This is a genomic window from Glycomyces sp. MUSA5-2, from assembly GCF_037034145.1.
Lineage (GTDB): Bacteria > Actinomycetota > Actinomycetes > Mycobacteriales > Micromonosporaceae > Glycomyces > Glycomyces artemisiae.
The window spans coordinates 273,046-289,550 of the sequence record NZ_JBAGKG010000005.1 but is presented as its reverse complement, the minus strand read 5'-3'; the positions used below and the strand labels follow the sequence as shown (position 1 = coordinate 289,550).

Here is a 16,505-nt window from a genome sequence, read left to right as displayed (position 1 = left end):
CTTGCGAACCCTCCTCGGGTTCACTAGTGTTCGCGATGTGCACACAGTTTCATCATGCGCACACTGAATTCGGACCTCCTCCGCGAACCCTGGGGCCGCCGTGAGCACTGCCTTCATCCTCGACGCCGTCCGCACCCCGATCGGCCGCCACGGCGGCGCGCTCGCGAAGGTCCGCCCCGACGACCTGGCCGCCAAGGCGATCGGCGGCCTCGTCGCGCGCCAAGCAGCGCTCGACCCGGCCGCGATCGGCGACGTCGTCCTCGGCAACGCCAACGGCGCGGGCGAGGACAACCGCAACGTCGCCCGCATGGCCGTCCTCCTCGCCGGGCTCCCGGCGAGCGTCCCCGGTACCACCGTCAACCGCCTCTGCGGCTCCGGCGCCGAGGCCGTCGTCGCCGCGGCCCGCGCGGTCGAGTGCGGCGACGCCGACCTCGTCGTCGCCGGGGGCGTCGAGTCGATGAGCCGCGCCCCGTGGGTCCTCCCGAAGACCGAGCGGCCCTTCCCTCGCGGCGGGATCGAACTCGCCGACACCGCCCTCGGCTGGCGCCTCGTCAACCCCGCCATGGACCCGCAGTGGACCGTGAGCCTCGGCGAAGGGGCCGAGATCCTCGCGGACGAGTTCGGCATCACCCGCGAGGCGCAGGACGCCTTCGCCGCCCGCAGCCACCGGCTCGCCCACGCCGCATGGGAATCGGGGGCCTTCGCCGACGAGATCCTGCCCCTCCCCGAGCTCGACCGCGACGAGGCGATCCGCCCCGCGACCACCCCCGAGATCCTCGCGGGACTGCGGACCGCGTTCCGCGCCGGCGGCACCGTCACCGCCGGGAACGCCAGCCCCCTCAGCGACGGCGCCGCCGCGCTGCTCCTCGGCGGCGAGCGGGCCGCCGCCGACCACGGCAAGCCCTTGGCGCGCATCGTCTCCCGCGCGGTCACCGCCGTCGAGCCGCACCGGTACGGCATCGGCCCGGTCGCCGCCGCCGAACGCGCGCTCGCACGCGCCGGGATCGGCTGGGGCGACCTCGACACCGTGGAGCTCAACGAGGCCTATGCGGCGCAGTCGCTCGCGTGCCTCGCGTCGTGGCCCGGCCTCGACCCCGCGATCGTCAACCCGCAGGGCGGCGCCATCGCGATCGGCCACCCGCTCGGCTGCTCCGGCGCGAGGCTCCTCGCGACCCTCGCGTGGCGGCTGCGCCGCGACGGCGGGCGGTACGGGATGGCCGCGCTGTGCATCGGCGTCGGGCAGGGGATCGCGGTCGTCCTCGAAGCGGCCTAGGACGCAAGGGGACCGCGGGTCAGCCCCACTGGATCGCCATGTCGGCGAGGATGCGCGCGGCCGTCACCAGCAGCGGCGGCAGCAGGTCGCGGCGGGCCTTGTCGAGGTCGGTGCGGCTGGCGTGGGAGGAGACGTTCACGGCCGCGACGGCCTTCCCCCACTGGTCGCGGATCGGCACCGCGATCGACCGCAGCCCCTCCTCCAGCTCCTGGTCGACGAACGCCCACCCCTGCGCCTTCACCCGGTCGAGCTCCTCGCGGAGCTGCTCGACGTCGGTGATCGTGTGCGGCGTGAACGCCGTCAGCTCCATCGACTCCAGCATCTCGTCCAGCCGGTACCCCGGCAGGTCCGCGAGCAGCACCCGGCCCATCGAGGTGCTCGCGGCCGGGAAGCGGGTGCCGATGTTGATGGAGACGCGCATGATCCGCTGCGTCGCGACGCGCGAGACGTAGACGATGTCGGTCTCGTCGAGGACAGCGACGGACGCCGACTCCTGCACCTCGGCGACGAGCCGCTCCAGGTGCGGCTGCGCGATCTCGGGCAGCGTGAGGCTCGACAGGTACGCGAACCCGAGCTCCAGGACCCGCGGGGTGAGCGCGAAGTAGCGGCCGTCGAAGCGCACGTACCCGAGTTCGGTGAGCGTCAGGAGGAACCGCCGCGCGGTCGCGCGGGTCAGCCCGGTCTCCTTGGCGACCTCGCTGAGGGTCATCGCCTCGCGCTCGGCCGAGAACGAGCGGATGACGGCGAGCCCGCGCGCGAGGGTCTGCACGTAGTCGGAGTTGCGGGGCGCGCTCGTCGCCGCCTCGTCGCTGTCCGGGGTCTCCTGCATGGAATCACCCTATCCGTGGTCGGCCGCGGCGGCCTCAGCCGCGCTCGGCAGGGCGTGCGTCCGGTTCCTGATCCGGCTCCGGTCCGGTATCGCCGTCCGCGGCGGCGTGCTCGGCGACGACGCGGCCCGCGAGGCGGAACGCCCGGTTCGCGCGGGGCAGCCCGGCGTAGACCGCGGTGTGGAGGAGGACCTCCTTCACTGCGTCGGCGCTGACGCCGTCGCCGAGCGCGGCGCGGACGTGCATCACGAGCTCGTCCTCGCAGCCCGTCGCGCACAGGACCGCGATGGTGAGCAGGCGCCTGGTGCGCGTGTCGAGGCCGGGCCTGGACCAGACGCCGCCCCAGGCGAACTCGGTGAGGAACGCCCCGAAGTCGCGGTCGAAGTCCGTGCGGGACGCGTTCGAGCGGTCCACGTGGGCGTCACCGAGCACGGCCCGGCGCACCCGCTCGCCGTCAGAATCCGTCACGATCGGCCTCCCCGCGGTCCCGGGCCGGGCCGCGCTCCGGGCGGCGCCCCTCGCTGCGGCCATGCCCCTCACCGGGCCCGTGCGGCTCGCTAAGTCCTTGTCCCTCACCGAGGAAGCCGATGACGGCGCGGTTGAACCAGTCGGGCCGCTCCGCGGTGAGCAGGTGCTTCGCGCCCTCGGCGAGGAGTGTCCGGGAGTCGGGGAGGTGCTCGTCGAGGAACGCCGCGTCGGCGGGGGTCGTGACCTCGTCGGCGGTCCCCGCGACGATGAGCGCGGGCGCGGCGATCCGGGCCAGGTCGGCGCGCTGGTCCATGGCGCCCAAGGCTTCGCAGCAGGCGGCGTAGCCTGCGGGGTCGCAGGCGTCGAAGCGGCGCCGGAACGCGGCCACGGTCTCCGGCTGGTCCTCGCTGAACGCCGGGGAGAACCAGCGGCCCATCGCCGCGCCGCTGATCGACGCGCACCCCTCGGCCCGCACCTGCTCGGCGCGTTCGCGCCAGCCCTCCGGCGTGCCGATCTTCGCTGCGGTCGAGAGGAGGACGAGCCTGTCGACGCGCTCGGGCCGCGTTACCGCGAGCCGCAGCGCGACCGCGCCGCCGAGCGAGACGCCCGCGACGTGCGCGCGCCCGATCCCCAGATGGTCGAGGAGGTCGGCGAGGTCGCCCGCGAGGTCGTCCACGGTGAGCGAACCGCCGGGCCCGGCCTCGAACGGCGTCCCGCCGTGCCCGCGGGCATCGAAGCGCACCAGGCGGAACCGCGCGCCGAGCGGCGTCACCTGCGGCCGCCACATCTCCATCGAAGTGCCGAGCGAGTTGACGAGCACCAGCGGCGGCCCCGCGCCGTCGGTCTCGTAGTGGGGAATCATCCTTCGGCCTCCCGCAGATTGCGTTCCATGACGTCGGGGTGGACCTGGAGACCCTGCAACGACTCACGCAGCCACGCCGCGGCGGACCCGGTGAGCTGCAGCAGGTCCGAGAGCGTCTCCCACTCGCTGTGCCACAGCCCCGGCGAGCGCTGGAGCTCCTGCGGCATCGCCGCGAACAGCGTCGCCACCAGGCCCGGCGTGCGCACGGCGCATGCGCGGGCGCACGTCGCGGCGACCGGGTTGCGCTTGTGCGGCATCGACGTGGAGCCGCCGGGACGGCCCTCGCTCACCTCGCCGATCTCGTTCTGGCTCAGCAGGATCACGTCGACCGCGACCTTCCCGCACGCCCCCGCCATCGCGGCCACGACCGACCCGATCTGCACGACCGGGGTGCGGTCGGTGTGGATCCAGGCCCATGTCGCGTCGAGTCCGAGCAGCTCCCCCAACCGGGCGGCGATCCGGTACCGGTCCCCGGCGAGCGGGTCCCGGGTCGCACCGACCCCGCCCGGCCCGGTGTACGAGAGCCGGTACTCCAAGTGCGCCTTCGACTTGCGGGCGTTCGCCAGGATCACCGCCCAGGTCTCCGCGGCGCCGCCGAAGGACACCGGCTCCGCCTGCTGGAGCAGCGTCCGGCCGTTCATCTCCAGGTCCGGATACCGGTCCTTGAAGGAGCCGGCGGCGCTGATGCAGCGCCGGTAGTCATGGTGCAGGCGCCGGATCGCCTCCTTGGCGACCAGCATCATCGCCGTGTCCATGGCGTCCTGGCTGGTCGCGCCGAAGTGGACCGCGTGGCGGTGCCGCTCGGGAACGCGCTCGCGGAGCGCGTCGACCACGCCCGCCACCGGATTCCCGATCGCCGCCGCCGAGTCCGCCATCGCGCCGAGATCGAATCCGCCCTCCTCAATCGCGGAGGCGACCGCGCGGGCCGCCTCGGGATCGAGCGCCCCGGCGTCAGCGGCCGCTTCCGCCAGCGCGCCTTCGAAGCGGAGCAGCGCGTCCAGCCATGCCCGGCCCGAGACCGCCTCCGCGGCCCGGCCGCGGGAGAACACTGCGTCGAAGAGTCCGGTCACCGCGCTGTCCCCTCACACATCGAAGAACACCGTCTCGTCCCCGCCTGTCTCACCAGAGCCTTGGAGTCGGATGTCGAAGCGGAGGCCGTCGCGGTCGGGGACGGCGATGAGGGTGTGCCGCCGGTCGTTCGGGACCTTCGCGAGGACCGGGTCGTAGGCGTTGAGGGGCTCGTCGGGGAAGTACATGCGGGTGTGGAGGTGGAGGAGCAGGCCGCGGGCGTGGACGAGGAACGCGAGGTGGGGCGCGCAGCCGTCGCCGGTGGCGCCGGGGCGGACGGTGGTGAACGCGAAGCGCCCGGCGGGGGCGGTGGAGCAGCGGCCGAAGAGGCCGCCGACGCGGCCGTGCGGGTCGGCTTGCAGCACTTCGAGGAGCGCGTCGGGGACGGGTTCGCCCGTGCCGTCGCGGACCGTGCCGTGGACGCGGAGGTCCCCGTCCGGGACGATGACGGGCCCGTCCTCGTAGGGGAGTGCGAAGCCGTAGAACGGCCCGACGGTCTGGGCCGGGGTGAGCGGCTGCTCCCGGACCTCCTCAGCATTCCGCTCCGCCATCAGGCCTCACCGCTTCCGGGGAGGTCGTGTTCGAAGACCGTGCGGTCGGGGCCGCGCAGGACGATGTCCCAGCGGTACCCGGTGGCCCACTGGTCGACCGTGGCGTCGAGGTCGAAGGCCGCGACCATGCGTTCGCGCGCGGCCGGGTCGGTCACCGACTGCATCACCGGATCGTAGGGGAAGAGCGGGTCGCCGGGGAAGTACATCTGGGTGATCAGGCGCGCGGCGAACGCGGTGCCGAAGAGCGAGAAGTGGATGTGGGCGGGGCGCCAGGCCTTGTCGTGGTTGCGCCACGGGTAGGGGCCGGGTTTGACGGTGGTGAACCGGTAGGTGCCGTGCTCGTCGGTGAGGCAGCGGCCGACGCCGGTGAAGTTCGGGTCGAGGGGCGCGTCGTGGGCGTCCTCGGCCTGCGCGTACCGGCCGGAGGCGTTGGCCTGCCAGACCTCGACGAGCTGCCCGGCGAGCGGCGTGCCGTTGCCGTCGCGGACCTGCCCGGTGACGACGATGCGCTCCCCGAGCGGGGTCCCGTCGTGCTGGGCGGTGAGGTCGGCGTCGATCGGGCCGATGGGGCCGGTGCCGAGGAACGGCGCGGTCAGCTCGGTCTCGGGGTCGTGGAGCGGGACGAGCGGCTGCTTCGGGTGGCGCAGGGCCGTCGACCGGTAGGCGGGGAAGTCGCGGTCGGGGTGGGCGCCGCGGCCGTCGCGGCGCAGGGGCTCCGCCATGTCGGCGCTCCTTTCGTGGGTCAGGAGGTCAAGGCGCGCAAGGCGTCGAGTTCGGCGCGCGTGGGCGGCTCGGTCGTTGCCGGGTCCGGTGTGACGCGCAGGGGCCAGCCGGTGCGGGCGCGGGCCTCGGCGGGGTCGACGCCCGGGTGGACGCTGACGAGCACCAGTTCCCGGGTGCCCGGATCCGGTTCGAGCACACCCAGGTCGGTGATGACCTTGACGGGCCCGGCGCCGCGCAGGCCGAGGCGCTCGCGGGCGCCGGGGCCGTCGCCGTGGCCGACGGAGGTGGTGAAGTCGAGCCGGTCGACGAGGATCCGCGGCGTGTGGCGGACGACCACGATCGTCTCCTTGCAGGACGCGGCGATCTCGGGGGCGCCGCCGGCGCCGGGGAGGCGGACCTTCGGGCGGGCGTAGTCGCCGATGACGGTGGTGTTCAGGTTCGCGTACCGGTCGAGTTGGGCTGCACCGAGGAAGCCGGTGTCGATGCGTCCGGGCTGGAGCCAGTAGTTGAAGATCTCGGCGCTGGAGACGACGGTGTCGGCGGTCTCGGCGAGCGACCCGTCGCCGATCGACAGCGGCGGGCGGGGCGGCTTGGAGCCGATCGTCCCGGACTCGTAGATGAGGACGATGCCGGGTGCGCAGCTCGCGCGGGCGAGGTTCGCCGCGAGCGAGGGCAGGCCGATGCCGACGAAGCAGGTCCGCTTCCCGGCGAGCGCGCGGGCGGCGGCGACGGTCATCATGTCCTCGGCACTCGGCCCGGAGCGGTCGTTCACTCGGCCTCCAGGACGTTCGCGTCGATCCAGGCCCGGAACGCGTCGCGGTCGCGGCTGACGGCGTCCCAGTCCCGGTAGAAGTCGTTGTCGCGCTCGGTGTACCCGGCCGCATAGGAAGGCGCGGCGCCCCCGGGGACCTCGCAGACCCAGTCGATCACCCAGTGGGGCAAGAAGATCGCGCCGGGCACGGGTTCGAGCGCGTCCACGACCTCCTCGACGGTGACGACGCTCTTGCGGGCGGCGAGCACGGCCTCCTTCTGGGCGCCGACGATGCCCCAGAGCTGCACGTTCCCTTCGCGGTCGGCGCGCTGGGCGTGGATCACCGCGACGTCGGGGTTCAGCGCGGAGACGGCCGTGAGGCGCTCGCCGGTGAAGGGGCAGGTGATCGGGGCGATGGAGTCGGTGACGTCGACGAGGTCGGTCCCCGCGTACCCGCGCAGCACCGCGAACGGCAGCCCCGACGCGCCCGCGACGTAGCGGTTCACGAGCCCCGCATGGGAGTGCTCCTCGATCGCCAGGTCGCGCGGCCAGCCGTGCTCGACGGCGTCCCGCAGCCGGTGCAGCGACCCCACCCCGGGGTTGCCGCCCCACGAGAACACCAGCTTCGCAGCGCACCCCGCACCGATGAGCTGGTCGTAGATGACATCGGGAGTCATCCGGATCAAGGTCAGGTCCCGCCTGCCCTGCCGGATCAGCTCGTGCGCGGCCGCGTGCGGGATCAGGTGCGTGAAGCCCTCCATGGCGACGGCGTCGCCGTCCCGGACGGCGGCGGCGAGGGCTTCGGGGAGGGCGGTCAGCCGCGCCATGGGCCTCCTCCAGGGAGTTCGGTATGCGAACGAACGAAGCATACACGAACATCTATCGTTTTCCAACGGCCGCGCAGCCGCTCCCCTTGCCTCGCATGCCCGATCTCGATACGATGCTTGCGTTCACATGTCGAACATAGATCCGCAAGACGAACACTCCCCGGTACCCTCTCGGCCCCCGCACCGCCTCCCCCACGCCGACAGGAGCGACGACGATGTCAACCGAACTCCCTTCCCCCGCTTCCCTCCTCGACCCCGCGGTCTGGGACTCGCGCCGCTTCGACGGTGCCTGGCGCCCCGCCGACACCGTTCGGCCCGTGGTGGAACCGGCCACGGGCGCGGTCCTCGCGCACGCCGCCGTCGCGGCCCCGGCGGACATCGCGGCCGCCGCGAGCGCCGCCGCGGCGGCGCAACCCGATTGGGCGGCAACGCCGTTCCACGTCCGCGCCGCGGTCCTGCGCCGAGCCGGCGACCTCTTCGAGGCCCACGCGGCCGAGATCCACGAGTGGCTCATGCGCGAGTCCGGCGCCGTCCCGATGAAGGCGGGCTTCGAGACCCATGTTGCCGCGGCCGAATGCCACGAGGCCGCTGCGCTCGCGTCCGCGCCGATCGGCGAGCTCATCCCGTCGGAGTCGCCGCGCCTGTCGATGGCGCGCCGCGTCCCGGTCGGGGTCGTCGGCGTCATCGCCCCGTTCAACGCCCCCTTGATCCTCGGCATCCGCTCGGTAGCCGCGGCCCTCACGCTCGGCAACGCGGTCGTCCTCAAACCGGACCCGCGCACCGCCGTCTGCGGCGGCGTCGCCATGGCCCGCGTCTTCGAGGAGGCGGGCCTGCCCGCGGGGCTCCTCCACCTGGTCCCCGGCGGACCCGACGTCGGCGAGGCGATCGTCACCGACCCGAACATCCGCGTCATCTCCTTCACGGGCTCGACCCGCGCGGGGCGCGCCGTCGCCGAAGCGGGCGGGCGCCTGCTCAAGCGCGTCCACCTGGAGCTCGGCGGCAACTCCGCGCTCCTGGTCCTCGACGACGCCGACGTCGAGGCCGCCGCGAGCGCCGCGGCCTTCGGCTCGTTCTTCCACCAGGGCCAGATCTGCATGACCGCGGGCCGCCACCTCGTCCACGAGCGCCTCCACGACGCCTTCGTCGACGCCCTCACCGCGAAGGCCGCGGCGATGACCGTCGGCGACCCGTTCACCGACAAGGTCGACCTGGGCCCGGTCATCGACGCGGGCCAGCGCGAGAAGATGCACGCCCTGGTCCGAGCGGGCGGCCAGGTCACCACCGGCGGCACGTACGAGGACCTCTTCTACCGCCCAACCGTCGTACGCGCCGAAGACGGCGCGACCCCGGTCTGGCGCGAAGAGGTGTTCGGCCCGGTGGCCCCGGTCCGCACCTTCAGCTCCGAGGAGGAAGCCGTCCGCCTCGCCGCGGAATCGGACTACGGCCTGTCCCTCGGCATCATCACCCGGGACGTCATGAAGGCCCTGGACCTCGCCGAGCGCATCCCCACCGGCATCGTCCACATCAACGACCAGACCGTCGGCGACGAGGCCCACGCCCCCTTCGGCGGGGTCCGCGCCTCGGGCACCGGCGCCCGCTTCGGCGGCCGCGCCGCCAACACCGAGGCCTTCACCGAGACCCGCTGGATCACCGCCCAGTCCCGACCGGGCCCCTACCCCTGGTAAATCCCCAGCTCACCAACGTGACCCGCGTCTCGAACCCCTCCCCGGCCCCGCCCCCGAACCCTGTGTAAACTAGTCCCGGTTCCAAGGTCTACGACCTCTGGAACGCCAATCAAGGGGCTTTGGCGCAGTTGGTAGCGCGTTTCCATGGCATGGAAAAGGTCAGGGGTTCGAATCCCCTAAGCTCCACCACGATCTACCAGGCAAAACAGGCCACAAGGTTATCCCTTGTGGCCTTTCTGCTACTCAATTTGTTACTCATTGACCTGTGTTTTTGCAGGTCAGAGCCCGGATTATTGATACCTAATATGCTCCGAGCTGACCGCTGTCGAACAAGTCGTCTAGCGTCTCGGCACCGGTCGTGATGACCGGTCGGAGCTGGTGCCGGTAGACCGTCCGAGTGGTCGAGGTTCGCTTGTGCCCCACCAGGTTCGCGATCAGCTCATCCCTGACACCAGCGTCGGACAGGATCGAGACGAAGGTGTGTCGGAACTCGCGGGGCGTCCAGGTCCCTTCGATCCCTGCCAGCTTGACGGCCTTGCGGAGGTCCCGGCGGACGTTGGCAGCGTCGCGGACCGTGGCGGCCTCGGAGGCAAACACGTAGTGCTCGGGACGGATCGCGAGCCCCGCGTCCTCCGCGTCGACCTCGGCGGCGGCGCGGACGGCGCTGAGAACCGTCACGACGTGCCAGGGCAAGGCGATCGTGCGACGCGACTTGGGCGTCTTGGTGTCTCCCTTGGTCCGCACCGAGCGCCACACCTCCACGTGAGGGGGAAGCGGTCTTCCGTCCGGCATAGTCTCGGTGTGCTGCTTGCCGCAGGTGCAGGTCTGGCCCTTCACCGGGTTGAGGTGCGTGTGCTTCCACTTCAGCGGCCGGGCCTCCTCGGTACGGACGCCGGTGAACACCGAGACGGCAATGTACCCATGCAACCAGGAACCACGGCTGATCTTGAGCACGGCGTGCGCCTGGTCGATGGTCATCGACTTGGACGGGCGGCCCTCCTGCCCTTCGGGAGCGTCGACCAGCTCGGCGACGTTGCGCATGACCTTGCCGCGCGCCTCGGCGAACCGGATGATCCTGCGCAGCAGCCCAAGCAGTGCCTTGACGGTGGAGGTGGCGTGATCCTTGGCGACCTGGTCAAGCCAGTGGTCGACGTCCTCGGCGCGGAGCTTCTTAAGGCGCGCGCGGCCCAGTAGCGGCACGATGTTGACATTGATCAGCGACCGATACTTGACCTTGGTCGGGTGGTCGTCGGGCTTCTTGAGCCCGTACTCCAGCCACGCCGCGCACGCGTCGGTGAGGGTGTACGAGGTGCCGCCCTCAACCCCTGCCGCCACTTCGGCCTTGAGCCCGTTGAGCTTGTCTTGTGCGTCGGAGGGCGTAAGTCCTTCGGCGGTACGTATGTCGCGGCTCCCGTCCGGGCGCGTGCCCGCCGAGACGCGAGCGATCCAACGCCCGCGCCTCTTGTCCCAGAAGACCGTGCCCTCGCCGTAACGGCCCTTCTTCTTGGCGCTCACCTGGATTCCTCCGTTCCGGCCGAAGGCCGCTTGTCTCTGTGTCTGGCTAGGGATCGTTCTGCGATGGCGGCGGCTACGGTGTGCTCCTCGTCGGTCCGGTAGCCGTAGCCGATGACGGTCCACTCGGTGTTGACCACGGCGTCAGGGCCGCCCTGCTCCAAGAGGCGTTCGGCGAGGACCCAGGCGGCGCGGGCACCTCGGAGGGCCGCGAAGGTGGTGGAGAACGTCCGGGACTTGGTCAGGAAGTGGCCTCGGTATCCGAGCATGTGAGCCCACTGATCGAGCCGGAGCCCGGCGAGATGCGGCACGCGCGACAGTTCAAGGGCGGTGCGCATCATGGTCTTGGCGTGCTCGCTGGCGTCGAGACGGTCGATGTCGACGGCGGTCACGCGTTGGTCGACGCCGTCAGTGACGCCGGTCGACTTGGTCGCGTACTTCGCGATGTAGCCCGCGACGCGCCCGGCCTCCACCTGCCCAGGGCCGCCGGCCCCGTTCGCGGTCCCGGTGTCGATGGCCTGGATATCGAGCTGGGTTCCCCAGCGGAGCGTGAGCGGGCGGCGATCGGCGCGCTCGGCGTCGACCTCGGTCCCGGCGGCGGCGACGCGGACGGCGTCGGCGAGGACTTCGGCTGTAGCCCAGGCGGGTGGGGCGGCGGCACAGCCGCCCCAGGGGTCGAACCCGTCGAGCCGGACGGCGGCGTGGAAGTGCACCTGTCCGCGCTTCTGGTACTCGGCGACCTTGGCATACGAGAGGCGCACGACCTTGGCGGCGTCGCGGACAGTCAACCCCCCGGCCTGTGCCAGGGCGCGGCGTAGGCGGCGCGTGAAGTCGGCCCACAGCGCTCCGGCCTGGTTGTTCCACAGGACGGCCGCCTCGTAGTCGTAGGCGGCCGGATTGATGGGAGTGCCAAGCCTCGGGTCCTCCTCGCGGTGCCAGGCACGACACGCACAGGGGCGCTTTCCAGGCCGGTTGTGGACAGGTCCGAACGACGGCGCGGTGAGCGTCACGAAGGCAGTCGGCCGGGTTGCCACGGTGACCGGGACACCCTTGGACTCGTCGCCGGAGAGCCCGGCCCGAACCAGGTGGTAGGCGTCGGCCTCGTAGCGGGCAGAGCAGGCCGGGCACGCAGAGGCCCGGCGGGTACCGCATCGGACCCAGATCGTCTGGTCCTCAAGCACATCGGTCACGTGGAGCGAGCGGGTGTGCGGAAGCGGGCTGGTGGAGGTGACCCGCCGGTTGAGCTTGATCGGACGGGCGCACCCGCCGACGCCCTCAACTAGGGCCTTCCACTGCGGGAACGCGGTGGAACCCACGAACGCCCTCAGCGAGGCTTGCGGGTCCTTAGTCTGTGTCGTCACTCCATTGCCTCCCTTCAGGTCTGGGGCCGCCATGTGGCGGCCCCGGGTCGGTGGTTTCAGCGGCGCTTCTTGTGCGCGCGACCGGGCCACCCTCGGCGGATGGCGTGGCGCTCGCACAGCTCGGTGGCGTCGGTCCCGGCGGTCATCAGGACGCGGGCGGTCTCGCGGCGGGCCGGGAGTCGTCCGGCGGCGTGCTCGGCGGCTTGCTGGTGCCAGCAGTCGACGCAGTCGGCGCGGCGGCTGATGAGCTTCCAAGTGGTCGTGCCGGGCATCGGCGGCTGTGCAGGGGGCTCGGCGGCGGCGGTCTCGGGTTCGGCGAGGTCGAACAGCGTGGGCTGTTCTGCGATGGCGGACATGGCAACTGGGTCCTTTCGAGGGGGTAGGCCGGGGCCGCTCTGCGGCGGCCCCGGCGGTGGTGTGGCTAGTCGAGGTGGCCGTCGAGGTACATGTCGTGGGCGGCGGCGAGGATGTCGCGGTGGTCGAAGGCCATGCGGCCCTGGCGGAGGGCGGTCTCGACGTCGATCCACTTGGCGTTGACGGCGTCGGAGCCGCCGCGGATGTGGGGCAGGCCGCGGAGCGCGAGGGTGTAGGCGACGGAGACGACGCGCCCGCGGGGGTCGCGGTCGACGGCGTCGAAGACGTCGACGCGGTGGAGGGCGGCGGCGTCGACGGCGAGGCCGGTCTCCTCGGCGGTCTCGCGGACGGCGGCCTCCAGGCTGGTCTCGCCGTGCTCGACGTGCCCGCCGGGCAGGGCCAGGCGGCCCTTGAACGGCTCGGTGCCGCGCTCGATCACGAGGACGTAGGTCTCGTAGTCCTCGGCGAAGACGACCAGGTCGCCCGTGTAGCGGATGAGCGCGCGGCCGCGGTCGTCGGTCGGGTGGGTGGTGGTGTTCATGGCGTGTGCCTCTCGTGTGTGGTGTGCGGGTCGGGCGGATGCGGCTTGCCCGTGGCACCTGCCCCCTATGGGGGGTCGGTTTGCGGCTCACCGTGAGCCGCAAACCGGAATTTCAGGCATGAATTGGACTGGCTTGGGCCGCAGCGTGAGCCGCAGATCAGTGCCGTGAGCCGCAAACTGACCCGTAAATTCGGACTATCGGGTATGAATCTCTTCGGGTTGAGCCGATTCGGTCGACCCTGGGCCGCTACTGGCGGGTCGCGAGGCTCGCGATGGTCTGGGACAGGTGGAAGGTGGCTCCGGCCTGCGCGAGGTTCGACCATGCGAGGGATTCGGTCTCCTCGCCTAGCTCGGCGTGGTCCTTCGCGCGTCCGAGCGCGACGGTGACGAGTTCGTCGAGGGTGTAGCCCTCCAAGGGGTTGCGGCCGATGTCGTACCGGTCTCCGGCTTTCCTCGGTGCCATGGTGCTGGGTCCTTTCGTGTTGCGGCGGTTGATGGTTGCGGGTCTAGGCGGGGATGAGCTGGTCGTCGGCGGGGTAGTAGCGGGTGGCGCGGCCTGCGCCCTCGCGGCGGATGCGCGGGGCGGTGCCTGCCTGGAGTGCGCCGAGGACGCGCTTGGCGGTCGAGGTCGACAGGGAGGCGGCGCGCTCGATGTCGGCGCGGGTGAGGCCCTTCTCGGCGGCGGCGAGCACGGCGGCGAGGACGGCGGCCTCGCGCTCGTCGTCGCCGTCGACCGGCTCGGCACCGGCGATGATCGCCGCCCCGGCGGGCATCTGGTCTTCCTCGATGGCGTCGGCGAGCAGTGCCGCGGCGTCCATGCCGCTTCCGGCGCGGCCCTGCGCCGCGGCGGTGTCGGCGGTGAGGGCGGCCGGGCGCGCCGCGAGGTCCGAACCGGCCCCGGCGGCCTCGGCGTCGCCGGTCGTGTTGGCGCCGAGGGTGTTGCCCCATCCGAGGGTCCCGACCTCCACGGTGTGGAGGTTCGGGCGGGCGGCGGCGTAGGCGGCGACCACGGCGTTCCAGGCGTCCTCGTCGGCGATCTGGGTGTCCATGTCGTAGGACATGGTCTTGGCCGGGTCGCCGCCGTCGAGGTCCCCCAGGAGGTTCATGCCGACCTTGGGGAGTCCGGCCTCCAGGTAGTTGACGTCCATGCCCTGCCAGATGTCCCCGGCGTCCACGGCCTTCTTGAGCTGGTGGACGACGTAGGTGCCCATCTGCGAGGTGAAGTCGGGGCGGATCATGTCGCGCTTGGCCGTCTGCGACATCGGCACCAGCACGATCCCGGCCTGGCGCACGAACTGACCCAGACCGATGAGCAGGTCCCAGATGCGCTCGCCGCGGTCGGCATCCTCCGCGGAGATGCGCAGCAGGGTGTTGGCGAGTTCATCGATGAGGTAGACGATCGCCGGGGAGGCCGGGGAGGGGACCCAGTTGCGGGCCCGCTTGCCGTCGGCGGTGCGGACCTCGCCGCGGGCCAGGCGCGCGCACCGGTCCGAGGCGAGGTTGTACAGGCCGACCAGGTCGGCCTCCAGCTCCTCGGCGGTGGTGGCGATGCGGTGCAGGGCCGCCTCGAACGGCAGGCCCAGGTTCCCGGCCTTGGGGATGTCGCAGACGCCGACCACGACGTCCTTGCAGGCGATGAGGGACAGCAGGATCGCTGAGGCGGTGTTGGTCTTGCCCATGCCGGACTTGCCCAGGAGCATCACGCACCGGGAGTCGCGGTTCTCGTTGTAGACCTTCACCACCGCGGTGGCGGCGGACCCGAGGACCGAACCCGTGGGCAGGCCCTCGACCACCGAGCGCTTGCCGGGCTCCCACGCGCCCCCGGTCTTGCGGTTGGCGGCCTTGAGCGCGGGGTGGGTCTTCTCGGCGACCTGGTCGGGGGACTTGGCGAGGTGGACGATCTTCACCGACCGGGAGGAGCCCTTCTCGACCTTGCGGACCACGACCCGGTCGAGGTGGGTTTTCAGCATGTGGGCGACGTCGTCGGCCTTGATCTGGTCGGGCCGGTCCTCGTCCCCCAGGTAGAGCCGCCACTCGCGCGAGCCGTCCGGCAGGACGCGGGTGGAGGTGATCCGGGTCCCGGAGGAGATGCCGAGCTTGGCGAGGACGGTCTCCATGCGCCGCTCGGCGCGGCGTTCGGCCTTGTGGCCCTGGTACGCCTGCCCGTTCCACCACCACGTCCCCAGCACCAGGCCCGTAGTCCCGACCACGAGGTACGCCTCGACGTAGGCACCGGCCAGGATGAGGACCACCGCGGCGGCGGCGGTGTAGAGCAGGAACGCGACGCCGGGGGCGCGGGCGGGCTTGTGGAGCGTGCCGACCCACCCGTCCGCCCACACGAACAGGACCGCGCCGATCGCGGCCGTCCACGCCCACGCCCACGGCCCGTAGAGCCACGCGAAGAGGCTGGAGCCGCCCGCGAACGCGGCGGCGGCGGCGATGCACAGCACCGGCAGCAGGCCGCGCCAGTGGAGCACGGTGAACTCGGTGGCTTTGACCGCGCCGCGTCCGGTCTGGACCACGACCTGACCGGCCCGCTTGGCGTTGGTGTTGGAGCCCATGGGTTCTGTCCTCTCAGGTAGGGGCCGGGACGGCACGTGTCGCCGCCCCGGCGGTACGGGTGCTAGGAGCGGCCCAGCGGGATGGTGAGGATGGTCGTGGTGCCGGTGGACTCTTGGGCCATCTGCGCGCGGTAGAGGCTGGTCATGGAGCGGCGGGCGGCCCCGAACGCGGCGGCGGTCGCCACGGCGGCGTCTTCGGCGGCGGTGATCTTGGCGCGGACCCGCCGGTCGACCTGGAAGCCGCCCAGGCGGGCCGACAGGCGGGCCAGGGCATCGGCGAGGATCGCCCATCCGGCCTGGCTGACCTTGATCAGCTCCAGGACCGACACCGCTTCCTCATCGATGCGCGGCTCGAACGCCATGTAAGCGCCCGCGAGCCTGGTCGCGAGCGGCACCAGGGACACGGGGTCTTCCCCGCTGCCGAGGACAGGGAGGGCGTTGAGCACGCCCGCGGTCGAGTCCTCTTGGACGAGGCGGTCGCCGTAGATCACCTCGACCAGGCGGCGGGCCTGGCGGGCGCGCTCGGCGAGTGTCTCGGCGTCCTCAACGGCCTGGTAGAGGTGGTGGACGACGCGGGCGTGCATCCCGCAGGCGAAGACGGTGTCCGAGAACGTGTCCACCCCGCCCGCCAATCGCGCGAACCCCTTGTGCAGGTCGCTCATCAGGTTGAGCGTCGAGGTCGCTTCCTTGTCGCGCTCGGGGGCGAAGATGTCGATTTCGCGGGCGAGGGCCAGGAACAGGCCGCCCACGGGCGTGGAGTTGAGCATGTCTCTGCCGGTCAGCAAGATCGGTCCTTTCAGGAAGGTGGTGGCGGGGCGGGTTGCGTTGCGCGGGATGACGGTGACGACCTCGCCGCCGTAGCTGACGCGCGCGGTGCCGGTGCCCGCGTTGGTGATGACGGTGACGGTCTCGTTGGTGGCCTTGAGGGTCTTGGTCTTGCGGGTCCGGCCGGTGAGCTTCCGGCCGCCTCGCCAGGCGGCGCGGGGGGTGTTCCACACCAGGCCCTTGACGCCCCACGCGAGCAGGAACGTCGCCGGGTGGCTGGTGAACCAGCCCTGCACGCGGTGCTTCTGGTGCCTGGCGACCTTGCGGCCGGTCTCGGACCAGAACCCGGACCAAATGCCTGTAGCCATGGCGTCTC

At 72.0% G+C, this 16,505-nt stretch carries 17 protein-coding genes and 1 tRNA gene; 3 read left to right on the top strand and 15 right to left on the bottom strand.

Annotated features, from left to right (window positions below; genetic code table 11):
* Positions 1 to 100 precede the first annotated feature (100 nt).
* Positions 101 to 1,273, top strand: coding sequence for a thiolase family protein (locus WA640_RS17785; protein WP_335989316.1), 1,173 nt, complete (start codon positions 101 to 103; stop codon positions 1,271 to 1,273).
* A 19-nt stretch (positions 1,274 to 1,292) separates the two neighbouring features.
* Here WA640_RS17785 and WA640_RS17780 read toward each other — a convergent pair whose 3' ends face one another.
* The 8 genes from WA640_RS17780 to WA640_RS17745 are packed head-to-tail and all read right to left on the bottom strand — an operon-like array spanning position 1,293 to position 7,350.
* Complete coding sequence (locus WA640_RS17780; protein WP_335989315.1) at positions 1,293 to 2,102, bottom strand: IclR family transcriptional regulator; 810 nt, start codon at positions 2,100 to 2,102, stop codon at positions 1,293 to 1,295.
* Between the two features lie 34 nt (positions 2,103 to 2,136).
* Complete coding sequence (gene pcaC, locus WA640_RS17775; protein ID WP_335989314.1) at positions 2,137 to 2,568, bottom strand: 4-carboxymuconolactone decarboxylase; 432 nt, start codon at positions 2,566 to 2,568, stop codon at positions 2,137 to 2,139.
* Positions 2,555 to 3,430, bottom strand: coding sequence for a 3-oxoadipate enol-lactonase (gene pcaD / locus WA640_RS17770; protein WP_335989312.1), 876 nt, complete (start codon positions 3,428 to 3,430; stop codon positions 2,555 to 2,557). Before pcaD ends, pcaC begins: the two co-directional genes overlap by 14 nt.
* A complete protein-coding gene (locus tag WA640_RS17765; RefSeq protein ID WP_335989311.1) occupies positions 3,427 to 4,500 on the bottom strand; it encodes a lyase family protein in 1,074 nt (357 codons plus the stop codon). Before WA640_RS17765 ends, pcaD begins: the two co-directional genes overlap by 4 nt.
* A 12-nt stretch (positions 4,501 to 4,512) precedes the next feature.
* Entirely contained in the window at positions 4,513 to 5,049 is a 537-nt protein-coding gene (pcaG, locus tag WA640_RS17760; protein WP_335989310.1) for a protocatechuate 3,4-dioxygenase subunit alpha, read from the bottom strand.
* A complete protein-coding gene (gene pcaH / locus WA640_RS17755; protein ID WP_335989309.1) occupies positions 5,049 to 5,771 on the bottom strand; it encodes a protocatechuate 3,4-dioxygenase subunit beta in 723 nt (240 codons plus the stop codon). Before pcaH ends, pcaG begins: the two co-directional genes overlap by 1 nt.
* A 20-nt stretch (positions 5,772 to 5,791) precedes the next feature.
* Complete coding sequence (locus WA640_RS17750; protein WP_442904786.1) at positions 5,792 to 6,511, bottom strand: CoA-transferase subunit beta; 720 nt, start codon at positions 6,509 to 6,511, stop codon at positions 5,792 to 5,794.
* A gap of 29 nt (positions 6,512 to 6,540) precedes the next feature.
* Positions 6,541 to 7,350, bottom strand: a complete 810-nt coding sequence (locus tag WA640_RS17745; protein WP_335989305.1) for a CoA transferase subunit A — start codon at positions 7,348 to 7,350, stop codon at positions 6,541 to 6,543.
* Between the two features lie 215 nt (positions 7,351 to 7,565).
* Here WA640_RS17745 and WA640_RS17740 point away from each other — a divergent pair, with 215 nt between their 5' ends.
* Positions 7,566 to 9,035, top strand: a complete 1,470-nt coding sequence (locus tag WA640_RS17740) for an aldehyde dehydrogenase family protein (RefSeq protein ID WP_335989303.1) — start codon at positions 7,566 to 7,568, stop codon at positions 9,033 to 9,035.
* Between the two features lie 113 nt (positions 9,036 to 9,148).
* A tRNA-Ala gene (locus WA640_RS17735) sits at positions 9,149 to 9,224 on the top strand.
* A gap of 111 nt (positions 9,225 to 9,335) precedes the next feature.
* Here the strand turns inward: WA640_RS17735 and WA640_RS17730 are convergent.
* The 7 genes from WA640_RS17730 to WA640_RS17700 all read right to left on the bottom strand — a co-directional run bounded on the left by WA640_RS17730 (position 9,336) and on the right by WA640_RS17700 (position 16,497).
* Complete coding sequence (locus WA640_RS17730; protein WP_335989301.1) at positions 9,336 to 10,550, bottom strand: site-specific integrase; 1,215 nt, start codon at positions 10,548 to 10,550, stop codon at positions 9,336 to 9,338.
* A complete protein-coding gene (locus WA640_RS17725; protein ID WP_335989300.1) occupies positions 10,547 to 11,908 on the bottom strand; it encodes a replication initiator in 1,362 nt (453 codons plus the stop codon). The genes WA640_RS17730 and WA640_RS17725 overlap by 4 nt, the downstream gene beginning before the upstream one ends.
* Positions 11,909 to 11,964: 56 nt before the next feature.
* Positions 11,965 to 12,264, bottom strand: a complete 300-nt coding sequence (locus WA640_RS17720) for a hypothetical protein (protein ID WP_335989299.1) — start codon at positions 12,262 to 12,264, stop codon at positions 11,965 to 11,967.
* Between the two features lie 65 nt (positions 12,265 to 12,329).
* A complete protein-coding gene (locus tag WA640_RS17715) occupies positions 12,330 to 12,803 on the bottom strand; it encodes an NUDIX hydrolase (RefSeq protein WP_335989298.1) in 474 nt (157 codons plus the stop codon).
* Positions 12,804 to 13,050: 247 nt separating this feature from the next.
* Positions 13,051 to 13,266 (bottom strand): hypothetical protein, encoded by a 216-nt coding sequence (locus WA640_RS17710; RefSeq protein WP_335989296.1) that lies wholly within the window; start codon positions 13,264 to 13,266, stop codon positions 13,051 to 13,053.
* A gap of 43 nt (positions 13,267 to 13,309) precedes the next feature.
* On the bottom strand, positions 13,310 to 15,364 hold the full coding sequence (locus WA640_RS17705; RefSeq protein WP_335989294.1) for a hypothetical protein: 2,055 nt from the start codon (positions 15,362 to 15,364) through the stop codon (positions 13,310 to 13,312).
* Positions 15,365 to 15,426: 62 nt separating this feature from the next.
* Complete coding sequence (locus tag WA640_RS17700; RefSeq protein ID WP_335989293.1) at positions 15,427 to 16,497, bottom strand: hypothetical protein; 1,071 nt, start codon at positions 16,495 to 16,497, stop codon at positions 15,427 to 15,429.
* Positions 16,498 to 16,505: the final 8 nt, after the last annotated feature.

Excerpts from the sequence above, each read along its gene's own strand:
- WA640_RS17780 (WP_335989315.1), bottom strand. The coding sequence starts at position 2,102 with ATGCAGGAGACCCCGGACAGCGACGAGGCGGCGACGAGCGCGCCCCGC.
- pcaD (WP_335989312.1), bottom strand. The coding sequence starts at position 3,430 with ATGATTCCCCACTACGAGACCGACGGCGCGGGGCCGCCGCTGGTGCTC.
- pcaG (WP_335989310.1), bottom strand. The coding sequence starts at position 5,049 with ATGGCGGAGCGGAATGCTGAGGAGGTCCGGGAGCAGCCGCTCACCCCG.
- pcaH (WP_335989309.1), bottom strand. The coding sequence starts at position 5,771 with ATGGCGGAGCCCCTGCGCCGCGACGGCCGCGGCGCCCACCCCGACCGC.
- WA640_RS17750 (WP_442904786.1), bottom strand. The coding sequence starts at position 6,511 with ATGATGACCGTCGCCGCCGCCCGCGCGCTCGCCGGGAAGCGGACCTGC.
- WA640_RS17745 (WP_335989305.1), bottom strand. The coding sequence starts at position 7,350 with ATGGCGCGGCTGACCGCCCTCCCCGAAGCCCTCGCCGCCGCCGTCCGG.
- WA640_RS17740 (WP_335989303.1), top strand. The coding sequence starts at position 7,566 with ATGTCAACCGAACTCCCTTCCCCCGCTTCCCTCCTCGACCCCGCGGTC.
- WA640_RS17720 (WP_335989299.1), bottom strand. The coding sequence starts at position 12,264 with ATGTCCGCCATCGCAGAACAGCCCACGCTGTTCGACCTCGCCGAACCC.
- WA640_RS17715 (WP_335989298.1), bottom strand. The coding sequence starts at position 12,803 with ATGAACACCACCACCCACCCGACCGACGACCGCGGCCGCGCGCTCATC.
- WA640_RS17710 (WP_335989296.1), bottom strand. The coding sequence starts at position 13,266 with ATGGCACCGAGGAAAGCCGGAGACCGGTACGACATCGGCCGCAACCCC.
- WA640_RS17705 (WP_335989294.1), bottom strand. The coding sequence starts at position 15,364 with ATGGGCTCCAACACCAACGCCAAGCGGGCCGGTCAGGTCGTGGTCCAG.
- WA640_RS17700 (WP_335989293.1), bottom strand. The coding sequence starts at position 16,497 with ATGGCTACAGGCATTTGGTCCGGGTTCTGGTCCGAGACCGGCCGCAAG.